18 protein-coding genes are annotated in these 16,550 nt (G+C 71.6%); 12 read left to right on the top strand and 6 right to left on the bottom strand.

Annotated features, from left to right (window positions below; all coding sequences use genetic code 11):
• Positions 1-3: 3 nt before the first annotated feature.
• Positions 4-759: a 2-phosphosulfolactate phosphatase gene (locus ACIBD9_RS29810; RefSeq protein WP_396722712.1), complete on the top strand. Its 756-nt coding sequence runs from the start codon at positions 4-6 to the stop codon at positions 757-759.
• Between the two features lie 80 nt (positions 760-839).
• Here ACIBD9_RS29810 and ACIBD9_RS29805 read toward each other — a convergent pair whose 3' ends face one another.
• Positions 840-2,831, bottom strand: a complete 1,992-nt coding sequence (locus ACIBD9_RS29805; RefSeq protein WP_396722635.1) for a hypothetical protein — start codon at positions 2,829-2,831, stop codon at positions 840-842.
• Positions 2,832-2,992: 161 nt separating this feature from the next.
• Between ACIBD9_RS29805 and ACIBD9_RS29800 the strand changes: the two genes are divergently transcribed.
• The 5 genes from ACIBD9_RS29800 to amcA all read left to right on the top strand — a co-directional run bounded on the left by ACIBD9_RS29800 (position 2,993) and on the right by amcA (position 7,694).
• Positions 2,993-3,346: a sterol carrier family protein gene (locus ACIBD9_RS29800; protein WP_030332202.1), complete on the top strand. Its 354-nt coding sequence runs from the start codon at positions 2,993-2,995 to the stop codon at positions 3,344-3,346.
• 167 nt (positions 3,347-3,513) lie between these two features.
• Positions 3,514-5,052, top strand: a complete 1,539-nt coding sequence (gene purF, locus ACIBD9_RS29795; RefSeq protein WP_396722634.1) for an amidophosphoribosyltransferase — start codon at positions 3,514-3,516, stop codon at positions 5,050-5,052.
• Positions 5,053-5,109: 57 nt separating this feature from the next.
• The gene (gene purM, locus ACIBD9_RS29790) at positions 5,110-6,264 is read left to right on the top strand and encodes a phosphoribosylformylglycinamidine cyclo-ligase (RefSeq protein ID WP_196920530.1); all 1,155 of its coding nucleotides are present in this window, start codon (positions 5,110-5,112) and stop codon (positions 6,262-6,264) included.
• 130 nt (positions 6,265-6,394) lie between these two features.
• Positions 6,395-7,498: a cyclophane-forming radical SAM peptide maturase AmcB gene (amcB, locus tag ACIBD9_RS29785; RefSeq protein WP_396722711.1), complete on the top strand. Its 1,104-nt coding sequence runs from the start codon at positions 6,395-6,397 to the stop codon at positions 7,496-7,498.
• Positions 7,467-7,694 carry a multiple cyclophane-containing RiPP AmcA gene (gene amcA / locus ACIBD9_RS29780; protein ID WP_396722630.1) on the top strand — a complete coding sequence of 76 codons (228 nt, stop codon included), beginning with the start codon at positions 7,467-7,469 and terminating at the stop codon, positions 7,692-7,694. The genes amcB and amcA overlap by 32 nt, the downstream gene beginning before the upstream one ends.
• 136 nt (positions 7,695-7,830) lie before the next feature.
• Here amcA and ACIBD9_RS29775 read toward each other — a convergent pair whose 3' ends face one another.
• Positions 7,831-8,046 (bottom strand): DUF3073 domain-containing protein, encoded by a 216-nt coding sequence (locus tag ACIBD9_RS29775; RefSeq protein ID WP_030332207.1) that lies wholly within the window; start codon positions 8,044-8,046, stop codon positions 7,831-7,833.
• A 305-nt stretch (positions 8,047-8,351) separates the two neighbouring features.
• Positions 8,352-9,434, bottom strand: a complete 1,083-nt coding sequence (locus tag ACIBD9_RS29770) for a Leu/Phe/Val dehydrogenase (RefSeq protein WP_396722628.1) — start codon at positions 9,432-9,434, stop codon at positions 8,352-8,354.
• Positions 9,435-9,627: 193 nt separating this feature from the next.
• Between ACIBD9_RS29770 and ACIBD9_RS29765 the strand changes: the two genes are divergently transcribed.
• Both ACIBD9_RS29765 and ACIBD9_RS29760 read left to right on the top strand, forming a co-directional pair.
• Positions 9,628-10,467: a hypothetical protein gene (locus ACIBD9_RS29765; protein ID WP_396722626.1), complete on the top strand. Its 840-nt coding sequence runs from the start codon at positions 9,628-9,630 to the stop codon at positions 10,465-10,467.
• 250 nt (positions 10,468-10,717) lie between these two features.
• A complete protein-coding gene (locus tag ACIBD9_RS29760; protein WP_007073996.1) occupies positions 10,718-10,927 on the top strand; it encodes a BldC family transcriptional regulator in 210 nt (69 codons plus the stop codon).
• Between the two features lie 85 nt (positions 10,928-11,012).
• Here the strand turns inward: ACIBD9_RS29760 and ACIBD9_RS29755 are convergent, their stop codons facing one another.
• Positions 11,013-11,402: a PPOX class F420-dependent oxidoreductase gene (locus ACIBD9_RS29755; protein WP_396722624.1), complete on the bottom strand. Its 390-nt coding sequence runs from the start codon at positions 11,400-11,402 to the stop codon at positions 11,013-11,015.
• Between the two features lie 54 nt (positions 11,403-11,456).
• Between ACIBD9_RS29755 and ACIBD9_RS29750 the strand changes: the two genes are divergently transcribed.
• Entirely contained in the window at positions 11,457-12,236 is a 780-nt protein-coding gene (locus tag ACIBD9_RS29750; RefSeq protein ID WP_396722622.1) for a methyltransferase domain-containing protein, read from the top strand.
• A 50-nt stretch (positions 12,237-12,286) separates the two neighbouring features.
• Here ACIBD9_RS29750 and ACIBD9_RS29745 read toward each other — a convergent pair whose 3' ends face one another.
• On the bottom strand, positions 12,287-12,574 hold the full coding sequence (locus ACIBD9_RS29745) for a hypothetical protein (protein ID WP_238660820.1): 288 nt from the start codon (positions 12,572-12,574) through the stop codon (positions 12,287-12,289).
• A gap of 177 nt (positions 12,575-12,751) precedes the next feature.
• Here ACIBD9_RS29745 and ACIBD9_RS29740 point away from each other — a divergent pair, with 177 nt between their 5' ends.
• Positions 12,752-13,609 carry a 3-hydroxyacyl-CoA dehydrogenase family protein gene (locus ACIBD9_RS29740; RefSeq protein ID WP_396722620.1) on the top strand — a complete coding sequence of 286 codons (858 nt, stop codon included), beginning with the start codon at positions 12,752-12,754 and terminating at the stop codon, positions 13,607-13,609.
• 52 nt (positions 13,610-13,661) lie between these two features.
• A complete protein-coding gene (locus ACIBD9_RS29735; RefSeq protein ID WP_396722618.1) occupies positions 13,662-14,405 on the top strand; it encodes an enoyl-CoA hydratase/isomerase family protein in 744 nt (247 codons plus the stop codon).
• Between the two features lie 64 nt (positions 14,406-14,469).
• Here ACIBD9_RS29735 and ACIBD9_RS29730 read toward each other — a convergent pair whose 3' ends face one another.
• On the bottom strand, positions 14,470-15,813 hold the full coding sequence (locus tag ACIBD9_RS29730; protein ID WP_396722617.1) for an ABC transporter substrate-binding protein: 1,344 nt from the start codon (positions 15,811-15,813) through the stop codon (positions 14,470-14,472).
• Positions 15,814-15,969: 156 nt separating this feature from the next.
• Here ACIBD9_RS29730 and ACIBD9_RS29725 point away from each other — a divergent pair, with 156 nt between their 5' ends.
• Positions 15,970-16,359 (top strand): hypothetical protein, encoded by a 390-nt coding sequence (locus ACIBD9_RS29725; protein ID WP_210784162.1) that lies wholly within the window; start codon positions 15,970-15,972, stop codon positions 16,357-16,359.
• The last annotated feature ends 191 nt before the right edge of the window (positions 16,360-16,550 follow it).

The following is a 16,550-nucleotide window of genomic DNA, read 5'->3' as shown; positions in this document are numbered from 1 at the left end:
GCGTTGACGGCCGCTGTCTACGGCCAACCCGGATCCGGTGCCCGGTTCGACTGGGGGCTGACCGGGGCCGCCGAGCTCGGTCGGGTCTGCGTGGCGCTGGTGGTGGTGGACGTCCTCTCGTTCACCACCGCCGTTGAGGTGGCGGTCGCCCGGGGGATGCGGGTGCACCCGTTCCCCTGGGGTGAACAGGCCGCCGAGTACGCCGTCCGGGTCGGCGCCACCGCCGCTGTCGGGCGGCGGCAGACGACCGCGGACCATCCGTGGTCGCTCTCGCCCGCCGCGCTGAGCAGCGCGCCAGTGGTCGCGGACCTCGTACTGCCCTCCCCGAACGGCTCCGCCATCAGCGCCGCCGCCAGCGCCACCGGCGTGCCGGTGGTCGCGGCTTGCCTGCGCAACGCACGCGCCGTCGGGCGCTGGCTGCACCGCCAGGGGTACGGCACGGTCAACGCCCCGATCGGCGTGATCGCCTCGGGGGAGCGGTGGCCCGACGGGTCGCTGCGCCCGTCGGTGGAGGACCAACTCGGCGCCGCCTCGGTGCTGGACGCCCTCTCCGGCGTACCGGGTGGGCTCTCGGTGGAGGCGGCCATGGCGCTCGCCGCACTGGCGAGCACCCCGGATGTGCCCGCCGCCGTTCGTGGCAGCATCTCCGGGCGGGAGTTGACCGAGAACGGCTTCGCCGCGGACGTGGACGTCGCCGTCCGGATCGGCGTGTCGGACGTCGTGCCGGTGCTCCACCAGGGCGTCTTCTCCGCCGCCTGACCGCGCCGCCGCGGCGGGTCTTGCAGCGAAACGGCCACCCGGAGAGATCCGGGTGGCCGTTTCCACGTGCTGTGGTGGGGTCAGTCGTCCAGCCAGTCGAGGCGGCGACCGCCGCGCTCGGTCGGTGGCGGGGTCTCCGGTCGGTTCCGCCCGGCGGGCTGGCCGTAGTCGCCCTGGTCGTAGCCCCGGTCGTCGTAGCCGCCGCCGCGCTGTGGTGGGGGCTCCTGGCCGTAGTTGCCGCCCTGGTCGTACCCGCCGGCGGGCTGGCCGTAGCCGCCCTGGTCGTAGCCCCGGTCGTCGTAGCCGCCGCCGCGCTGCGGCGGAGGCTCCTGGCCGTAGTTGCCGCCCTGGCCGTACCCGCCGGCAGGTTGACCGTAGCCGCCCTGGTCGTACCCGCCGGCCTCCGGACCGCCGTACCCCGCGGTCGGCTCGGCAGCGCGACCGCCGTACGGGGCGGCTTCGGGCTGGCCGTACCCCTGCGCCTGCTCCGGCTGGTAGACGCCGGTGGCGTACGGGTCGGCCGGGGCCGGGTACTGGGTGCTGTCGCCGGTGTACCGGCCGGTCGGCTCGTCGAACCGCTCGCCGTAGGCCGCTCCGCCAGCGGGAGCCGGCGGGTAGGCGGCGGTGCCGGCCGGGGCGTCGTAGTCACGACTGCCGTAGCCGCCGCCGGAAGCTGGCGCGTTGCCGTAGCCGGCACCGGGCGCGGCGCCGTAACCGTCACCGGCCGCGCCGGCGCCGTAGCCGCCCTCGGGGCCGGCGGGAGCACCGTAGCCGCCGCCAGAGGCGGGGGCGTTGCCGTAACCGCCCGCGCCGTAGCCACCGGGTGCCGGCTCGTCGCCGTAACCGGCGCCGCCCCAGCCCTGCTGACCCGCGCCGCCGTACGCCGGCGCAGGCGCGCCGTACGGGTCCGGTGGAACGTCGTCGACCACCGGGCGGTGCATCATCGTCGGCGCCTCGCTCAGCGCCGCGCCGCCGACCATGGTCGGGTCCGGTCCGCCGCCGGGACGACCGCCGACCACCCGGGTCTGGTCGTCAGGACCGCGGAACCCGCCCCGCGAGGGCGGCACCACACCGCCGCCACCGGCGGCCGCCGGAGCGTCGTCGTCGTCGCCGTTCTCCCTGCGCTTCATCCAGAGCAGGACGATCGTGCCGACACCGGCGGCGACCAGGAGACCACCCAGCAGGATGATCATGTACGAGCCGAGACCGCCGCTGTCCTCGTTGTTCGCGGCGTTCGCCGGAGCACCCTGGCTGGCTTCCTCGGTGGGCTCCTCCTCGGTGCCCTCCTCGGTCGCCTCCTCGGTGGGAGTGGCCTCGGGGGTGGCGGACGGGGTGGCGCTCGGCGTCGCCTCGGCCTTGATCGCGAGGCTGAGCCGCTGCCCGGTGATGGCCTGGCCGGCGCTGGCGTTCAAGGACTTGAACGCCTTGATGTTGTCGAACGACGCGCCCAGGTCGATCCGTCCGGGCGCGATCGGGCTCTGGGTGGTGCCGGTGAACCGGAAGTTGCCGCTACCGTCGCTCGTCGCGTCATAGCGGTGACCGGCGGTGTCCTGGAGAACCACGAAAGCGTTCGGCACGGCCTTGCCGTCCGCCTGCGCGACCACCTTGCCGGCGACCGACCGCACGGTCTGGTTCTGCGGCGGCGGCGGAGCGGCCTTGCCCTTCACGGTCAGCGAGACGGTGGCGGTGTCCGGGCCGGACTCGGCCTCGACGGCCACCGTGACAGTCGCGGTCGCGTCGCCAGCGTTGTCGTTGGCGGCGATCCTGACCAGCACCGACCCTGTCGGGTTGCCCAGGCCGCCGCCGGAGAGTTTGACATCGCCGCAACCACTGGCGCAGCTGACCCCCGACGGCAGGCCGGAGAGGCTGACCTTCGCCGACTCGTCGTTGTTACCCCCAGTGACGCGCACGGTGATTGTGGCGTCGCTGCCGGCGTTTACGGTGATTGAGCCGGGGGAAACGCTGACCTCTGCGGCCATGGCTGGTGTGGCGGGGACGGCGAGCAGAGCGCCGGCAACCAGCGCTACGACCACACCGGCCCGCTGCTTCCAGGCACGTCGGTGTGTTGACACGTCCACCGCCTTCCGGGCTGACTTCCCTCTGACCGGCGGGGCGCCGGGCCGGGGATCATCACGGTACGAATACGCCGTCGGCAACTATGCCTTGTCCGACTGCATGAGCGCGACCCAGGGCCAGCGTCGCGTGTCTGGCCTGGGGGTCGTATCGTCCCGTCGTGTCCTCTCCGCACAGTAAGTCCGCTGCCGTTACGGCCGCGTTGTCGGCGCTCGACGAGGGGCGTACACCCGAACGGCCGGTGTTCCGTGAGGCGGTCCGGTCGTTGTTGGCCGTCCTCGCGGAGCGCGCCCCCGGCCGATCGGTGGAGGTGCGCGTCCCACCATACGGGGCGATCCAGTGCGTACCGGGGCCTCGACACACCAGAGGAAATCCACCAAACGTGGTCGAGATGGCCCCGAACACCTGGTTGGAGTTGGCTACCGGCAGGGTTGGCTGGGCGGAGGCGGTCACCGACGGTCGCGTCCAGATGAGTGGCAACCGCGCGGACCTCTCGGCGTATCTGCCCCTCTAGTTGTCCCGATGTCCCACTCAGCGTGACGCAGAGCAGGGGAATCGTGACTTTCTGTATTGACGTCGATTCGCGTACACTGTCAGGCGATGACAGTGGTCCCGGCAGAGAAGTGTGGATCCGCCCGTGATCCCGCCCAGCCGGTCCAGACCAGCATGAGGGAGCGGTAGGTGCCCCGAGGCGACGGCCGGCTGAGCCACGACCTTGACCCCCAACGACCTGGCCCCCAGGATGCCTGTGGCGTCTTCGGCGTCTGGGCCCCCGGCGAAGAGGTTGCCAATCTGACCTACTTCGGCCTCTACGCCCTGCAGCACCGCGGCCAGGAGGCGGCGGGCATCGCGGTGAGCGATGGCTCGGGCGTGGTGGTCTACAAGGACCTTGGCCTGGTGGCGCAGGTCTTCGACGAGCCCACCCTGGCGAGCCTGCGCGGTCACGTGGCGATCGGGCACGCCCGATACTCCACCACCGGCGCGTCGAACTGGGAGAACGCCCAGCCGACGATCCGGTCGACCACCTCCGGCACGACCATCGCGCTGGCCCACAACGGCAACCTGGTCAACACGGCCGAGCTGGAGAAGGAGGTCGCCGAGCGCGGCCTCATCGCGGACGGTTCGACAAACGACACCTCCCTGGTGACGATGCTGCTCGCCAGCCGACCGGACCTGTCGGTCGAGGCGGCCGCGCTGGAGGTGCTGCCGCAGCTACGCGGCGCGTTCAGCTTCGTCTTCATGGACGAGTCGACCCTCTACGCGGCCCGCGATCCGCATGGCGTCCGCCCGCTGGTGCTCGGCCGCCTGGAGCGCGGTTGGGTGGTCGCCAGCGAGACGGCCGCACTGGACATCGTCGGTGCCAGCGTGGTGCGCGAGGTCGAGCCGGGCGAGCTGATCGCGATCGACGAGAACGGGCTGCGCTCCACCCGGTTCGCCGCGCCGGAGCCGAAGGGCTGCCTCTTCGAGTACGTCTACATCGCCCGCCCGGACGCCACGATCGCCGGGCGCAACGTCCACTCGGCGCGGGTGCAGATCGGCCGGCAGTTGGCCAAGGAGCACCCGGTCGAGGCCGACCTGGTGATCCCGGTGCCCGAGTCGGGCACTCCAGCCGCGATCGGGTACGCGGAGGCGTCCGGCATCACGTACGGCGCCGGTCTGATGAAGAACCCGTACGTGGGGCGCACCTTCATCCAGCCGTCGCAGACCCTGCGCCAGCTCGGCATCCGGCTCAAGCTCAACCCGCTGCGGGAGAACGTCCGCGGCAAGCGGTTGGTGGTGGTGGACGACTCGATCGTGCGCGGCAACACCCAGCGCGCCATCGTGCGGATGCTGCGTGAGGCGGGGGCGCTGGAGGTGCACGTCCGGATCTCCTCCCCGCCGGTCAGCTGGCCGTGCTTCTACGGCATCGACTTCGCCACCCGGGCGGAGCTGCTGGCCAACGGGTTGGACAACGACGGCATCCGGCGCTCCATCGGCGCCGACACGCTGGGGTTCGTTTCCCTTCCCGGCCTGATCGCCGCGACCGAGCAGCCGAAGACCCGGCTGTGTCGGGCGTGTTTCGATGGGGAGTACCCGATCGAGTTGCCGGCCGGCAACCTGATCGGCAAGCACGTGCTCGAAGGGGTGGGTCGACGCGTCGCCAACTCGGCGCCGGAGGCCCCGCACACCAACGGCTCGTCCGTCGCCACTCCGGGTGGCGTTACCGCAAACCGCCCGTAGCACCAACCGGCGCGGCCCGGCTACCGCCGGCGGCACCGAGAACCAAAGGGGAGAACCGTGACGCACGTGTCCGAGCGCAGCGGCGCAGGAAGCAGCCCGACCGGCGCCGGCGGCGACCGCCAGCCGTGGACGGGCGGTGCTGGCCGCCAGGCGCGCAAACGCTCGGTCTCGTACGCCGACGCCGGCGTCTCCATCGACGCGGGCGACCGCGCGGTGGAGTTGCTCAAGTCGAAGGTGCGGCAGACCCGCCGCCCCGAGGTGCTCGGTGACCTCGGTGGCTTCGCCGGCCTGTTCCGCCTGGACACGAAGAAGTACAAGAGCCCGATCCTGGCGTCCTCCACCGACGGGGTGGGCACCAAGCTGGTGATCGCCCAGCAGATGGACATCCACGACACGGTCGGCATCGACCTGGTCGCGATGGTCGTCGACGACCTGGTGGCCTGCGGCGCCGAGCCGCTGTTCCTGCTCGACTACATCGCCACCGGCGAGGTCGTCCCGGACAAGGTCGCCGAGATCGGCGCGGGCATCGCCGACGGCTGCCGCTACGCCGGCTGCGCGCTGCTGGGCGGGGAGACCGCCGAGCACCCCGGCGTCCTGCGCCCGGACGAGTACGACATCTCCGCGACCGGTGTGGGCGTGGTGGAGGAAGCCGACATCCTCAGCCCCGAGCGGGTCGAGGTGGGCGACGTGGTGATCGCCATGCGCTCCTCCGGCCTGCACTCCAACGGCTACTCGCTGGTCCGGCACGTGCTGCTGGGCGCGGCCCGGATGCGTCTGGACATCGTGATCGACGACTTCGGTCGGCAGCGGACCCTCGGTGAGGAGCTGCTCACCCCGACCAAGATCTACGCCAAGGACTGCCTCAAGCTGATCGCCGAGGCCGAGGTGCGGGCGCTGTCCCACATCACCGGTGGCGGCATCCCCGGCAACCTGGTCCGGGTGCTGCCCGAGCACGTCGACGCGGTGGTCAACCGGTCCACCTGGAAGCCGCAGCCGATCTTCGACCTGATCCAGACGAAGGGTCGGATCGACGACCACGACATGGAGTCGACCTTCAACATGGGCGTCGGCATGTTCGCGATCGTGTCCGCCGAGGACGCCGACCGGGCGCTGGCCACCCTGACCGGCCGTGGAGTCGAGGCGTGGCAGGCCGGCGAGATCATCGAGGGCACCGGCAACGTGCAGATGGTCGGTCAGCACACCCGAGGCTGATCACCCTCCGGTGATCGTACGGGCACCTGATCAGGGCTTCACCCGAGTGGCCAATGCCGCCTAGCCTGAAGGGCACCCTCAGGCTAGGCGGAGGAGGGCGATGGCTGCTCGGGGACAGTCGTTCAGCGGGATGCGCGGTCTGGCCGCCGTCCCGTCGTACGTCGTCATGCAGCCCACCACCCTCTGCAACCTCGACTGCGCGTACTGCTACCTGCCGTTTCGGGCCGCCGACCGCCGGATGCCGGTGGCGGTGGCCGAGGCGGTCGCGGTCGCGGTCAACCCCTGGGCGGCGAACGGTCGCTTCTCCGTCGTGTGGCATGGCGGCGAGCCCCTGGCCGCCGGTCGAGAGCACCTGGCCGAGCTGATCGCGCCGTTCGGGCCCGAGGTCGAGCACCACGTGCAGACCAACGCCACCCTCATCGACGACGAGTGGTGCGACTTCTTCGTCCGGCACGAGATGCGGGTGAGTGTGAGCGTCGACGGGCCCCGGGCGCGCAACGGCGACCGGGTCAACCGGGGCGGTCAGCCGGCGTACGACCGGATCCTGCACGGCATCTCGGCGCTGCGCCGTCGCGGTCTGCCCTTCTCCGCGTTGGCCGTGGTGTCCCGGCCGGAGCCGGGGCTCGCCACCGAGCTGTACGACTACTTCCTTGAGCTGGGCTGCGATGTGCTGGGCATCAACATCGAGGAGACCGAGGGGGTCAACACCCGCGACAACCGTCACGACCCGTTGGCGGTGTCCGCGTTCTGGGCGGAGTTGGTCGGGGCGTGGCGCCGGGAGCCCCGGATTCACCTCCGCGAGATCGAGTGGTCGTTGCGCTACGCCGCGGCGGTGCTCGACAACTCGGCGGACCAGGTGCTGCCCCGCCAACTGGACCCGATCCCGACCATCGGTCACGACGGCTCGGTGATCGTCCTCAGCCCGGAGTTGGCCGGTTTCACCGACCCCCGCTACGGCGACTTCAGCAGCGGCAACGTGCTGACGACCCCGTTGGCGCAGATCCTCGGCGACGCGGCGGCGACGCCGTGGGTGGGGGAGTTCCTGGCCGGGGTGGAGGCGTGTCGGGCGTCCTGCCCGTACTTCGGCTTCTGCGGTGGTGGCCATGCCGCCAACCGTTACTTCGAGCTGGGGCGTTTTGACGGTACGGAGACCGAGCACTGTCGCAACAGCAAGATCCGCCTACTGGAGGGAGTGTTGGAGCATGCCCGAGACCACGAGTCACCGGCGGCCTGAACGCGAAGCGGACGACCGAGTCACCGAACGGGTGCGAGACGCGGCGCCCGCGCTCGTCGCGCTGCTCCAGGAGGCCGAGGACGCACGGCGGCTGCGCTCGGAGGTGTCGGGCGGAGACGGCTCCAGCGCGGTCTGTGCCTGGAACCACTTCGAGAACATCCCGACGTTCTACAACTGGAACAATCGCCCGCGCTGAGGGGAGCCGTTGTCAGGGGCCTGTCGAGCGGCCGGATGGCTCCGGTCGGGCCAGGCCCCTGATCGTCGGCGACCGCACCTGCACAGGACGCGCGTGAGCACGCGGGGGTTACCGCGTGCTCAGCTGCGTCGAGAGGTCAGCGGGTCGGACGGACCCAGGGATCCGGATCGTCGTCCGCGTGATCCTCATCATCGTCGTCGACGAACTCTTTAGAGTCGTCGTCGAAGTGGTGCTCAGACTTACCAGCACCCGCCAGTTCGCGCTGCAAGGCGGTGAGGTCGGTGTTCGGGGAGTGGTACTTCAACTCCCGCGCCACCTTAGTCTGCTTGGCCTTAGCACGGCCGCGCCCCATGGCTCGACCCCCTCGCACAGAATGCGGGGCAGCCCGAAGGCGGGCCCCGATGACGTCAGGCATCTCTCGTGGCTCTTACGGTACATGGGGATGCCACCGTTCGGCACCTCGGGTTACCGTCAGCCGGCTCTGCGCGTCGCGTCGATCCGGCCGTCACCCAGTGTACCGGGTAAGGAGCGGAACGGTTAGCGCCCGTGACACCGGACAAACCGCATCAAAATTGACCCGGGCTCAGCTTACCCAGCTAGGCCCGACGTCGGGGCCCGGAGGCGGATCTCGTCGATCCGCCCCCGGGAACGGACCGCTCAGCGCAGGTGGATCGCGCGCAGCCGGCCGACGTCCGCCATTCGCCGCTCCGCCAGCCGGTCGGCGGCCACGGCCGGGGGCACGCCCTCCGCGTCAGCCAGGTGCAGGATCTCGCGGGTGGTGTCGTAGATCCGGGTCGCCCGTAGCTTCGCCCGGTCGAAGTTGAAGCCCTCGATCTCGTCGGCCACCTGGATGACGCCGCCCGCGTTGACCACGTAGTCCGGGGTGTAGAGGATGCCCCGGTCGGCCAGCAGCTTCTCGATGCCCGGGTGGGCGAGCTGGTTGTTCGCCGCCCCGGTCACCACCTTGGCGCGCAACGCCGGCACGGTGTCGTCGTTCAGAGCGCCGCCCAGCGCGCACGGCGCGTACACGTCGAGGTCCGCGGCGACCAGCGCGCTGGAGTCGTCGACGAGGGTGACCTGCGGGTGGTTGGTGCGTACCCAGGCCAGCGCCTTCGGGTTGACGTCGGTGGCGACCACCTCGGCGCCATCCTCCAGCAGGTGCCCGGTGAGGTACTTGCCGACCTTGCCCAGGCCGGCCACACCGACCCGTCGGCCTCGCAGGCTCGGGGTGCCCCACACGTGCTCGGCCGCGGCCCGCATCCCCTGGAAGACACCCCAGGCGGTGAGGATCGACGAGTCGCCGGCGCCGCCGTGCTCCACGCTGCGCCCGGTCACGTAGCGGGTCTCCCGGGCCACGACGTCCATGTCCGCCACGTACGTGCCGACGTCGCAGGCGGTGTAGTAGCGGCCACCCAGGGACTCCACGAAGCGGCCGTACGCGCGCAGCAGCGCCTCGCTCTTGATCTGCTCCGGGTCGCCCCAGATGACGGCCTTGCCGCCGCCCAGGTCAAGCCCGGCGAGCGCGTTCTTGTACGCCATCCCGCGGGACAGGTCCAGCACGTCGGCGAGGGCGTCGTCCTCGCTCGCGTACGGGTAGAAGCGGGTGCCGCCGAGCGCCGGGCCCAGCGCCGTGGAGTAGATCCCGATGATCGCCTTCAGGCCGCTCTGCTTGTCCTGGCAGAACACGACCTGTTCGTGACCGGTCGATATCGGGTCGTCGGTGCTCGCGAATACGCCCATGGTTGGCTCCTACGGTGGTGTGCGTCCTTGTGGGACGCGGACCTGGTGGACCCCGGCGGGGATGCTGCCGGTGTGATCGAGCCTAGTATCGGCTGCCCTGCGGGCGCTCGACACGCCACCGCCGTCCCACGTTGCGGCGCGCGTGCTCCGGCCGCTGAGCGCGTACGGGCGTGGTTCGTGGGAGGATCGCGCGGTGCCGTCGCTCTTCGCTTCTTACCTGCGCGTGTACGAACCGTTGGCCGCCTTCGACCGAGACCGGCAGAGCTACTGGCGCCGCTACGTCTCGGAGGGGCGCGCGGTCGCCCCGGTCGAGGGGCCCGGTCGGCAGCGGACGGCGGTGATCGAGGCGCTGGGCGCCGGCTGGACCCGGCTACCGGACCTGCCGGAGGAGGCGTACGTCCTGGAGACGGACGACGGCCTGCTGGTCTGCCCGTGGAACCTGCGCATCCGGGTCGCTGAGGCGGCGCTGAGCGCCCGGGACGGGGTGCCCTCGGTGCTCGCCGACGCCTTCGTGCCGCCGGTGCTCGCCGGGCAGGCCAGGGCGGTGGTGGACGACTGGCGCAGCGGCGCCCGGGTGCTGGAGCACGGGGTGCCCCGGGTGCACGAGCAGATCGCCACCTGGGGCGTACCGCTGCGGTGGTTCGTGCTCTTCGACCCGGCGGAGCGCGACCTGGTCACCCAGCCGGGCCGGCGGGCGCTGCGCTACCGCACCGAGATCTCCAAGGCTCGACGCCGCTCGTCGCGGGCGCTGTCCGTGCTGCGCAAGTCGGTGGGCGAGGCGCCGATCACCGAGGCGGTGGAGGAGGCGGCCCGCTGGCTGGAGGAGTTCCATCCGCGGTCCGTGGTGGAGCTGGACTACGGCGGTCTGGTCGACCTGCTCTCCGACGAGACCCTGGCCGCGGACGACTCGCCCGAGCTGGTCGCCAGCGGCCTCGCGGGGCTGTCCCGCGGCGAGGCCGAGGAGGCGTCGGCCGCGTACGACAAGTTGGTGGCTCGGTGGCGCGCAGTGCAGCTGTTGGAGCGGTGCAACTAGGGCATATCACCCTAGGAGCGCTCCCAAGGTGAGTTGCGCTCGTAGTTGACGCATCACGAACCGTGATCATGAGTCCGAATAAGGTAGTTTCTGCCGTGTAAAAGTCGTAAAAATCGGGCATGGTTCATCCGTCCGTCTAGGGACCTTCATCCGTTCGGCCCATGTCGGACATCGGGGACTAGCCGGACCATGGGAGACGCGTCGGCCGGCGGGACCCCGGCCGATGTCTATACATGTGGAGGAGTGACCGATGGCATCGCGAACGCACGAACCAGAGCCGCTACTCACGCCGGCCGAGGTGGCGTCGATGTTCCGGGTCGACCCGAAGACGGTGACCCGGTGGGCCAAGGCTGGCAAGCTCAGTGCCATCCGCACCCTGGGTGGCCACCGTCGGTACCGCGAGTCGGAGGTCAGGGCGCTGCTGCAGGGCCAGATCCCGCAGCAGCGGCAGGGCGACTGAGCCGGCGACAGTTTTTTACGTCAGGGGCGGTGGACCTCGGTCCGCCGCCCCTTTCCATGCCCGGCGAGCACGACGCCGGCGCCGGTCAGCGCTGCGGCTCGGTCAATGTCACCCGGATGCCGACCGTGCCGCCCTCGCCGCGACGCAACCGGCTGCCCAGCAGGCTCAGCCGGCCGATCAGGCGGTATTTGTGCTTGAGCAGGTCGCGGACCCGACCGGTGTCACCGCCGCCGTAGATCGTCGCGTGAGCCGGCACCTCAGCCCCGTGTGGCCGGCCCCGCACGTCGCACGGTGCCACTGTCACCTCGCCGTTGTGGCGGATCCGCTTCACCTTGCCGGAGTCGGCCCGGGTCCAGACCGCCAACGCCTCGCCGTCGCGTACAGACCAGACCGGGGTCGGCACCGCCCGACCGTCCTTGCGGAAGGTCGTGAGCAGGATGTACTTCTCGGCCGACAGCCGGTCCAGCGTGGTCACGCCGCCAGGATACGGCCGGCGCGGGCCGCTGAGTGGCCGGATAGCGTGAACGTCGTGACGGGTGAGCCTCTAATCGGTGACGTGATCGGCGAACTGCTGCGGGACACGCTCGCCGTGGCCACCGGAGTGGGCCCCCGGCCCCTGGTCGGTGGGCGACTGCCGCGACCGGTCATCGAGATCATCGAACGGGACGACGGTCTGATCAACGGCGCCCCGGCCGCGCACTACCTGGACGGGCCGGCGGAGTGGCAGCCGTACGACCACCGCGCGGTGGACCGGGCGCGCGGCGAGACGCTGGACATCGGCACCGGAGCCGGCCGAATCGCGCTGCTGCTCCAGGAGCGCGGCGTGCCGGTCACCGGGCTGGACACCTCCGCGGGCGCGCTGGAGGTGAGCCGGCGTCGCGGGGTCCGGCGAGTGGTGCACGGCACCGTGGACACGCACGTCGCCGACGGTCCGCGGTACGACACGTTTTTACTGCTCGGCAACAACCTCGGGCTGTTCGAGGGGCGGGAGCGCGCTCCCGGGTTCCTGGCCGCGCTCGCCGCGCTGGCCCGACCGGGGGCGCAGATCATCGCGCAGGGCACCGACCCGTACGGCACCCGCGACCCGCTGCACACCGGCTATCACGAGCGCAACCGTCGGCGCGGCCGGCTCGGTGGCCAGCTGCGGCTGCGGCTGCGCTACCGCGAGTTGAGCACCGAATGGTTCGACTATCTGGTCTGCTCGCCCAACGAGTTCGCCGGCCTGGTCCACGGCACCGGCTGGCGGCTCACCGATGTGGACGACAGCGACGCCCCCTACTACCTGGCCACCCTGCGCCTCGTCGACTGAGCGACGGCCCCCGCGCTCCGCCGGGCGGAGGGCGGGGGCCGCCGTACGTCTCAGACCTGGACGGTCGGGGGGAGCTGCTCGGGCGGGAGGCCGCCGTCGCCGTCGACCACCTCGTCCGGTTGGCCGTCCTCGTCGATGTCGACCATGGTGATGTCCACCTTGCCGTCACCGTCGGTGTCGAACTGGAACAGGTCCGCCTTGCCGTCGCCGTCGGTGTCCACCACCCACACGTCGGTCTTGCCGTCGTTGTTGGTGTCGGCGCGCAGCAGTTCGACCCGCTCGTCGCCTCGGGTCTCCACGGTCTCCCCGTCGGTGACGCTCTCCGGTGCCTGGCTCATGTCGATGCGGTCCTTCCCTCGGTTGACGGGCCGTCATTACCCGATCCGGCGCTCCCCCACGCATGGGCCGGGTCGTCGCGCTGTCTAGGGTCGCACCATGAGCGAGCGGAGCGGGCGGGACACCCGGGCCGGTGTGGCGGGGACCCCGCGCGTCGGCGGACGGGACAGGGAGGCGTGATGAGCGATCGTTTCGTGGTCGTCGGTGCCGGCACGATGGGGCTCGGCATCGCGTACGTGGCGGCCGGCGCCGGGCACGCCGTCGAGGTGGTCGAGGTGGACCCCGAGCGGGGCGCCGCCGCGCTGAACCGGCTCGCCGAGCTGTGGGAGCGGGCGGTGCAGCGCGGGAAGCTGAGCGCCGACGAGGCCGCCACGAACCGGCAGCGGGTGACGCTGCGCCCGACCCTCGCCGAGGTCGCCCCCGCCCCCCAGGTGATCGTGGAGGCGGTGCCGGAGCGCCTCGACCTGAAGCGTGCGGTGCTCCGGGACGCCGCCGCGCTGCGCCCGGAGCTGCTGGGCAGCAACACCTCCAGCATCGCCATCGGCGATCTGGCCGCCGAGCTGGACGCGCCCGAGCGCTTCCTCGGCCTGCACTTCTTCAACCCGGTCTGGGCGATGGCGCTGCTGGAGATCGTGGTCGGCCCGGCCACCGCCGAGGAGACCACCGCCGCGGCCGTCGCGCTCGCCGGTCGGCTGGGCAAGGACCCCGTCGTCGTACGCGACATGCCCGGCTTCGCCACCTCCCGGCTCGGGGTCACCCTCGGGCTGGAGGCGATCCGGATGGTCGCCGACGGGGTGGCCAGCCCGGCGGACATCGACAAGGCCATGGTGCTCGGCTACCGGCATCCGATCGGGCCGCTGGAGCTCACTGACCTGGTCGGCCTCGACGTGCGGCTGGACATCGCCCGCACCCTCCAGGCCGCGTACGGGGACCGCTTCGCACCGCCGCCGCTGCTGGTGGAGATGGTGGCCGCCGGGCGGCTGGGTAAGAAGTCCGGGCAGGGCTTTTACCGCTGGGAAGCCGGTGTCAAACAGTGAGCGCGAGGAGTGAGCTTGCGAGCCCCGCAGTCGCGAACGAAAGGTCGACTCAGTGAGCGGGTTACGGATCGAGGAGCGGCCGGACCGGTTGGTGGTCACGCTGGACCGGCCGGAGAAGCGCAACGCCATCGACGCCGACCTGATCGCCGAGTTGCACCAGGTCTGCGCCGAGTTGGAGGCGCGCCCGCGCCTGCTGCTGCTCACCGGTGGCGCGGCGGGCATCTTCGCCGGTGGCGCCGACATCGGCCAGCTCCGCGAACGGGGCCGCACGGACGCCCTCGCCGCGATCAACTCGGCCGCCTTCGCACGCATCCGGGCGCTGCCGATGCCGACCGTGGCGGCCGTCGACGGGCCGGCGTTGGGCGGTGGCGCGGAGCTGGCGTACGCCTGCGATCTGCGGGTGTGCACGGCGCGGGCGGTCTTCGGTCAGCCGGAGGTGCGGTTGGGCATCCTGGCCGGCGCCGGCGCGACCCACCGGTTGCCCGCGTTGATCGGTGAGGGCCGGGCCAAGGAGCTGCTCTTCACCGGCCGGCGGGTGGACGCCGCCGAGGCGCTGCGGATCGGCCTGGTGAACCGGGTGGTGGACGAGCCCGGCGAGCTGCTGACGGTGGCGCACGCGTTGCTGGACGAGATCGCCCTGGGCTCACCGTTGGCGGTGCGGCTGACCAAGCTGGCGGTGGACGCGCCGGCCGCCGCGCACCCGCACCTCGACCTGGTCAGCCAGGCGGTGCTCTTCGAGGACGAGGAGAAGCACCGTCGGATGACCGAGTTCCTGGAGCGCCGCCGGCCGCGCTGATCCCGCGTACCAAACGGCCGCACCCGCGGGAAGCCGGTGCGGCCGTAGTGGTTTCGGGTCCTGCCTACTGCCGGATCTGCACCCCGGCGTCGGCCAGGCCGCGGATCACCTGGGCGGACTCACCGAAACCGATGATGAGTACGGCGTCCGCGCCGAATTCCTTGATCTGCTTCGCGCCGCTGCTGAAGTCGACCGGGGCGGCCTTCGCGTCGGCCGGCGGCTCGTACGTCAACAGCTTGAGCCGGTCGTTGGCGATACCGGCCTTCTCCAGCTCGTCGCGGACGGTGCCCTGCAGGCCCTCACCGTAGGAGTCCTTGCGGGCGACGATGACGATCTTCTGTGACCCGTCGCGGAGGATGACGTCGGCCAGCGCCCGGCCCTGGAGGCTGTCCGGCGGGGCGGTGCGGAAGTAGAGGCCACCGTCCTCCACGTCGGTCAGGCTGCTGTCGGTGTTGGACGGGGAGAAGAGGATCTTCCCGGCCTGCACCACGTCCGGCAGCACCGCCCGGGAGATGCCCGAACCGCCCGCGCCGATGATCACGCTGACGCCGTCCGTCACGTGCTTGGCCACCGTGGCCTTGGCCACTGCCGGGTTGGTGCCGTCGTCGCCGTCCAGCCACGTCACCGGCTTGCCCAGTGCGCCGCCAGCGGCGTTGATCTCCCTGATCGCCAGCGCGGCGCCGGCGGCCATCGGCGGGTAGGCGATCGCGAGGTCACCGGTCTTCGGCAACAGGCCGCCGAGGATCAGCGGCTCCTGGTCGGTGTCGCCACCCGGGCGCTGCTTCTTCGGCTTCGGCGGCGTCTTGGTGCTCGCCGCCGACTCGATGCCCGCGCCGACGAACTCGGTCTTACCGTCGTTGATCTGCTGCCCGTCAAAGGTCAGCGTGGCGTAGCTCGCGGTGGCCGGCTCACCCTTGTCGGTGAAACCCGCCCGGGTCAGCGAGACGCCGCGGTACTCGATGTCCTGCCCGTTGCGGGCCAGCGCGAGACAGCTCGCCGGGTCTTCGCAGCGCTGCCCGTCGTTGGTCACGGCGACGATCTGCTTCGCGATGGCGGCCGGGTCGGTGCTTCCGGCCAGCTGAGCGGCGAGCACGGCGATCACCACCGCGTCGTACGTCTCGGCGGAGTACAGGTAGTCCGTCAGCGCCGGATTGACGGCCCGTAGCCGGCTCTTGAAGTCGTCGGGCAGCGGAACGAGGGGCGTGGTGCCCTTCATCCCGTCCACCAGACTGGCCCGTTCCTTCAACTCCGCGGGATAGGAGTTGAGCATGTTGCCGTCCGTGCCGTAGAGGCGCACCTGTTGGGCGCTCGCCTCCTCGGGCTTGTCATCCCCGCAAGCGCTTGTGGCGAGCAGGATCGTCGCGCAGACAGCCAGTGTGGCTATCCGCGAGCGGCGTGATTCGAACATGGTCGTCCTTCCTCCGGCGAAGGTCCGCTGCGCACATTAGCGTGCCGAGGCCGGCGGCGGGACCGTGGAGGTGGCGTAATGCGCAGGTAGCTCGCGTTGAACACGGACAGTGACGGTTGCGGGGGAAGCTTGACCGCCCGTCCTACTGTGCGCTGCGTGACCGACCTACCACAGCAGACGTTCGATGACGCGGCCGCCGTGCTCCGTTCGGCGCTGACCGGCGATGGAGACGCGGTGGTGGGAGCGTTCGACGCGGTCGTCGACCGGGCCGGCCTGAACGGCGCGTACGGCGTCGCCTGGTGCCTGGCCGCCACCATGCTCGGCGACGCGCCGGCGGCCAGCGGGGCGGCGCTCGACTTTCCGGGGATCGACCAGGCCGGGTACGACACCCGCTGGGTGGCCCGCTTCGTCAGTGCGTACGCCAATCGGGACGAACCGACCGGCGAGGCCCTGTTCGGCGCGGCGGCGGCCGATGGGCTGCTCCCCGACTGCCTGCTCACGCTCGCCGGTTCGACGATCGCCACCCTGCGCAGCCGCGCCGGCTGAGCGACCCCGCCGGGTGACGCGCCGGCAGGTCGCGGCCGGGTCGGCAGGTCGGGGCTGGGTCGGCGGGGGGGGGGGGGCGCGGGGGGGGGGGGGCCCGCCGCGCCCCCCGGGGCGGCGCGGCCCGGGGGGCGCCCCCCCGCGTGTGGGCCCACCCCCCCGGGGGGGCCCCCGGCCCCCCCCACGAGTGCCCC

The organism is Micromonospora sp. NPDC050784 (assembly GCF_044456765.1).
Taxonomy (GTDB): domain Bacteria; phylum Actinomycetota; class Actinomycetes; order Mycobacteriales; family Micromonosporaceae; genus Micromonospora; species Micromonospora foliorum.
This window is presented reverse-complemented; position numbering and strand designations above follow the sequence as displayed.

Excerpts from the sequence above, each read along its gene's own strand:
- amcB (WP_396722711.1), top strand. The coding sequence starts at position 6,395 with ATGCGCGGTCTGGCCGCCGTCCCGTCGTACGTCGTCATGCAGCCCACC.
- amcA (WP_396722630.1), top strand. The coding sequence starts at position 7,467 with ATGCCCGAGACCACGAGTCACCGGCGGCCTGAACGCGAAGCGGACGAC.
- ACIBD9_RS29775 (WP_030332207.1), bottom strand. The coding sequence starts at position 8,046 with ATGGGGCGCGGCCGTGCTAAGGCCAAGCAGACTAAGGTGGCGCGGGAG.
- ACIBD9_RS29770 (WP_396722628.1), bottom strand. The coding sequence starts at position 9,434 with ATGGGCGTATTCGCGAGCACCGACGACCCGATATCGACCGGTCACGAA.
- ACIBD9_RS29760 (WP_007073996.1), top strand. The coding sequence starts at position 10,718 with ATGGCATCGCGAACGCACGAACCAGAGCCGCTACTCACGCCGGCCGAG.
- ACIBD9_RS29745 (WP_238660820.1), bottom strand. The coding sequence starts at position 12,574 with ATGAGCCAGGCACCGGAGAGCGTCACCGACGGGGAGACCGTGGAGACC.
- ACIBD9_RS29740 (WP_396722620.1), top strand. The coding sequence starts at position 12,752 with ATGAGCGATCGTTTCGTGGTCGTCGGTGCCGGCACGATGGGGCTCGGC.
- ACIBD9_RS29730 (WP_396722617.1), bottom strand. The coding sequence starts at position 15,813 with ATGTTCGAATCACGCCGCTCGCGGATAGCCACACTGGCTGTCTGCGCG.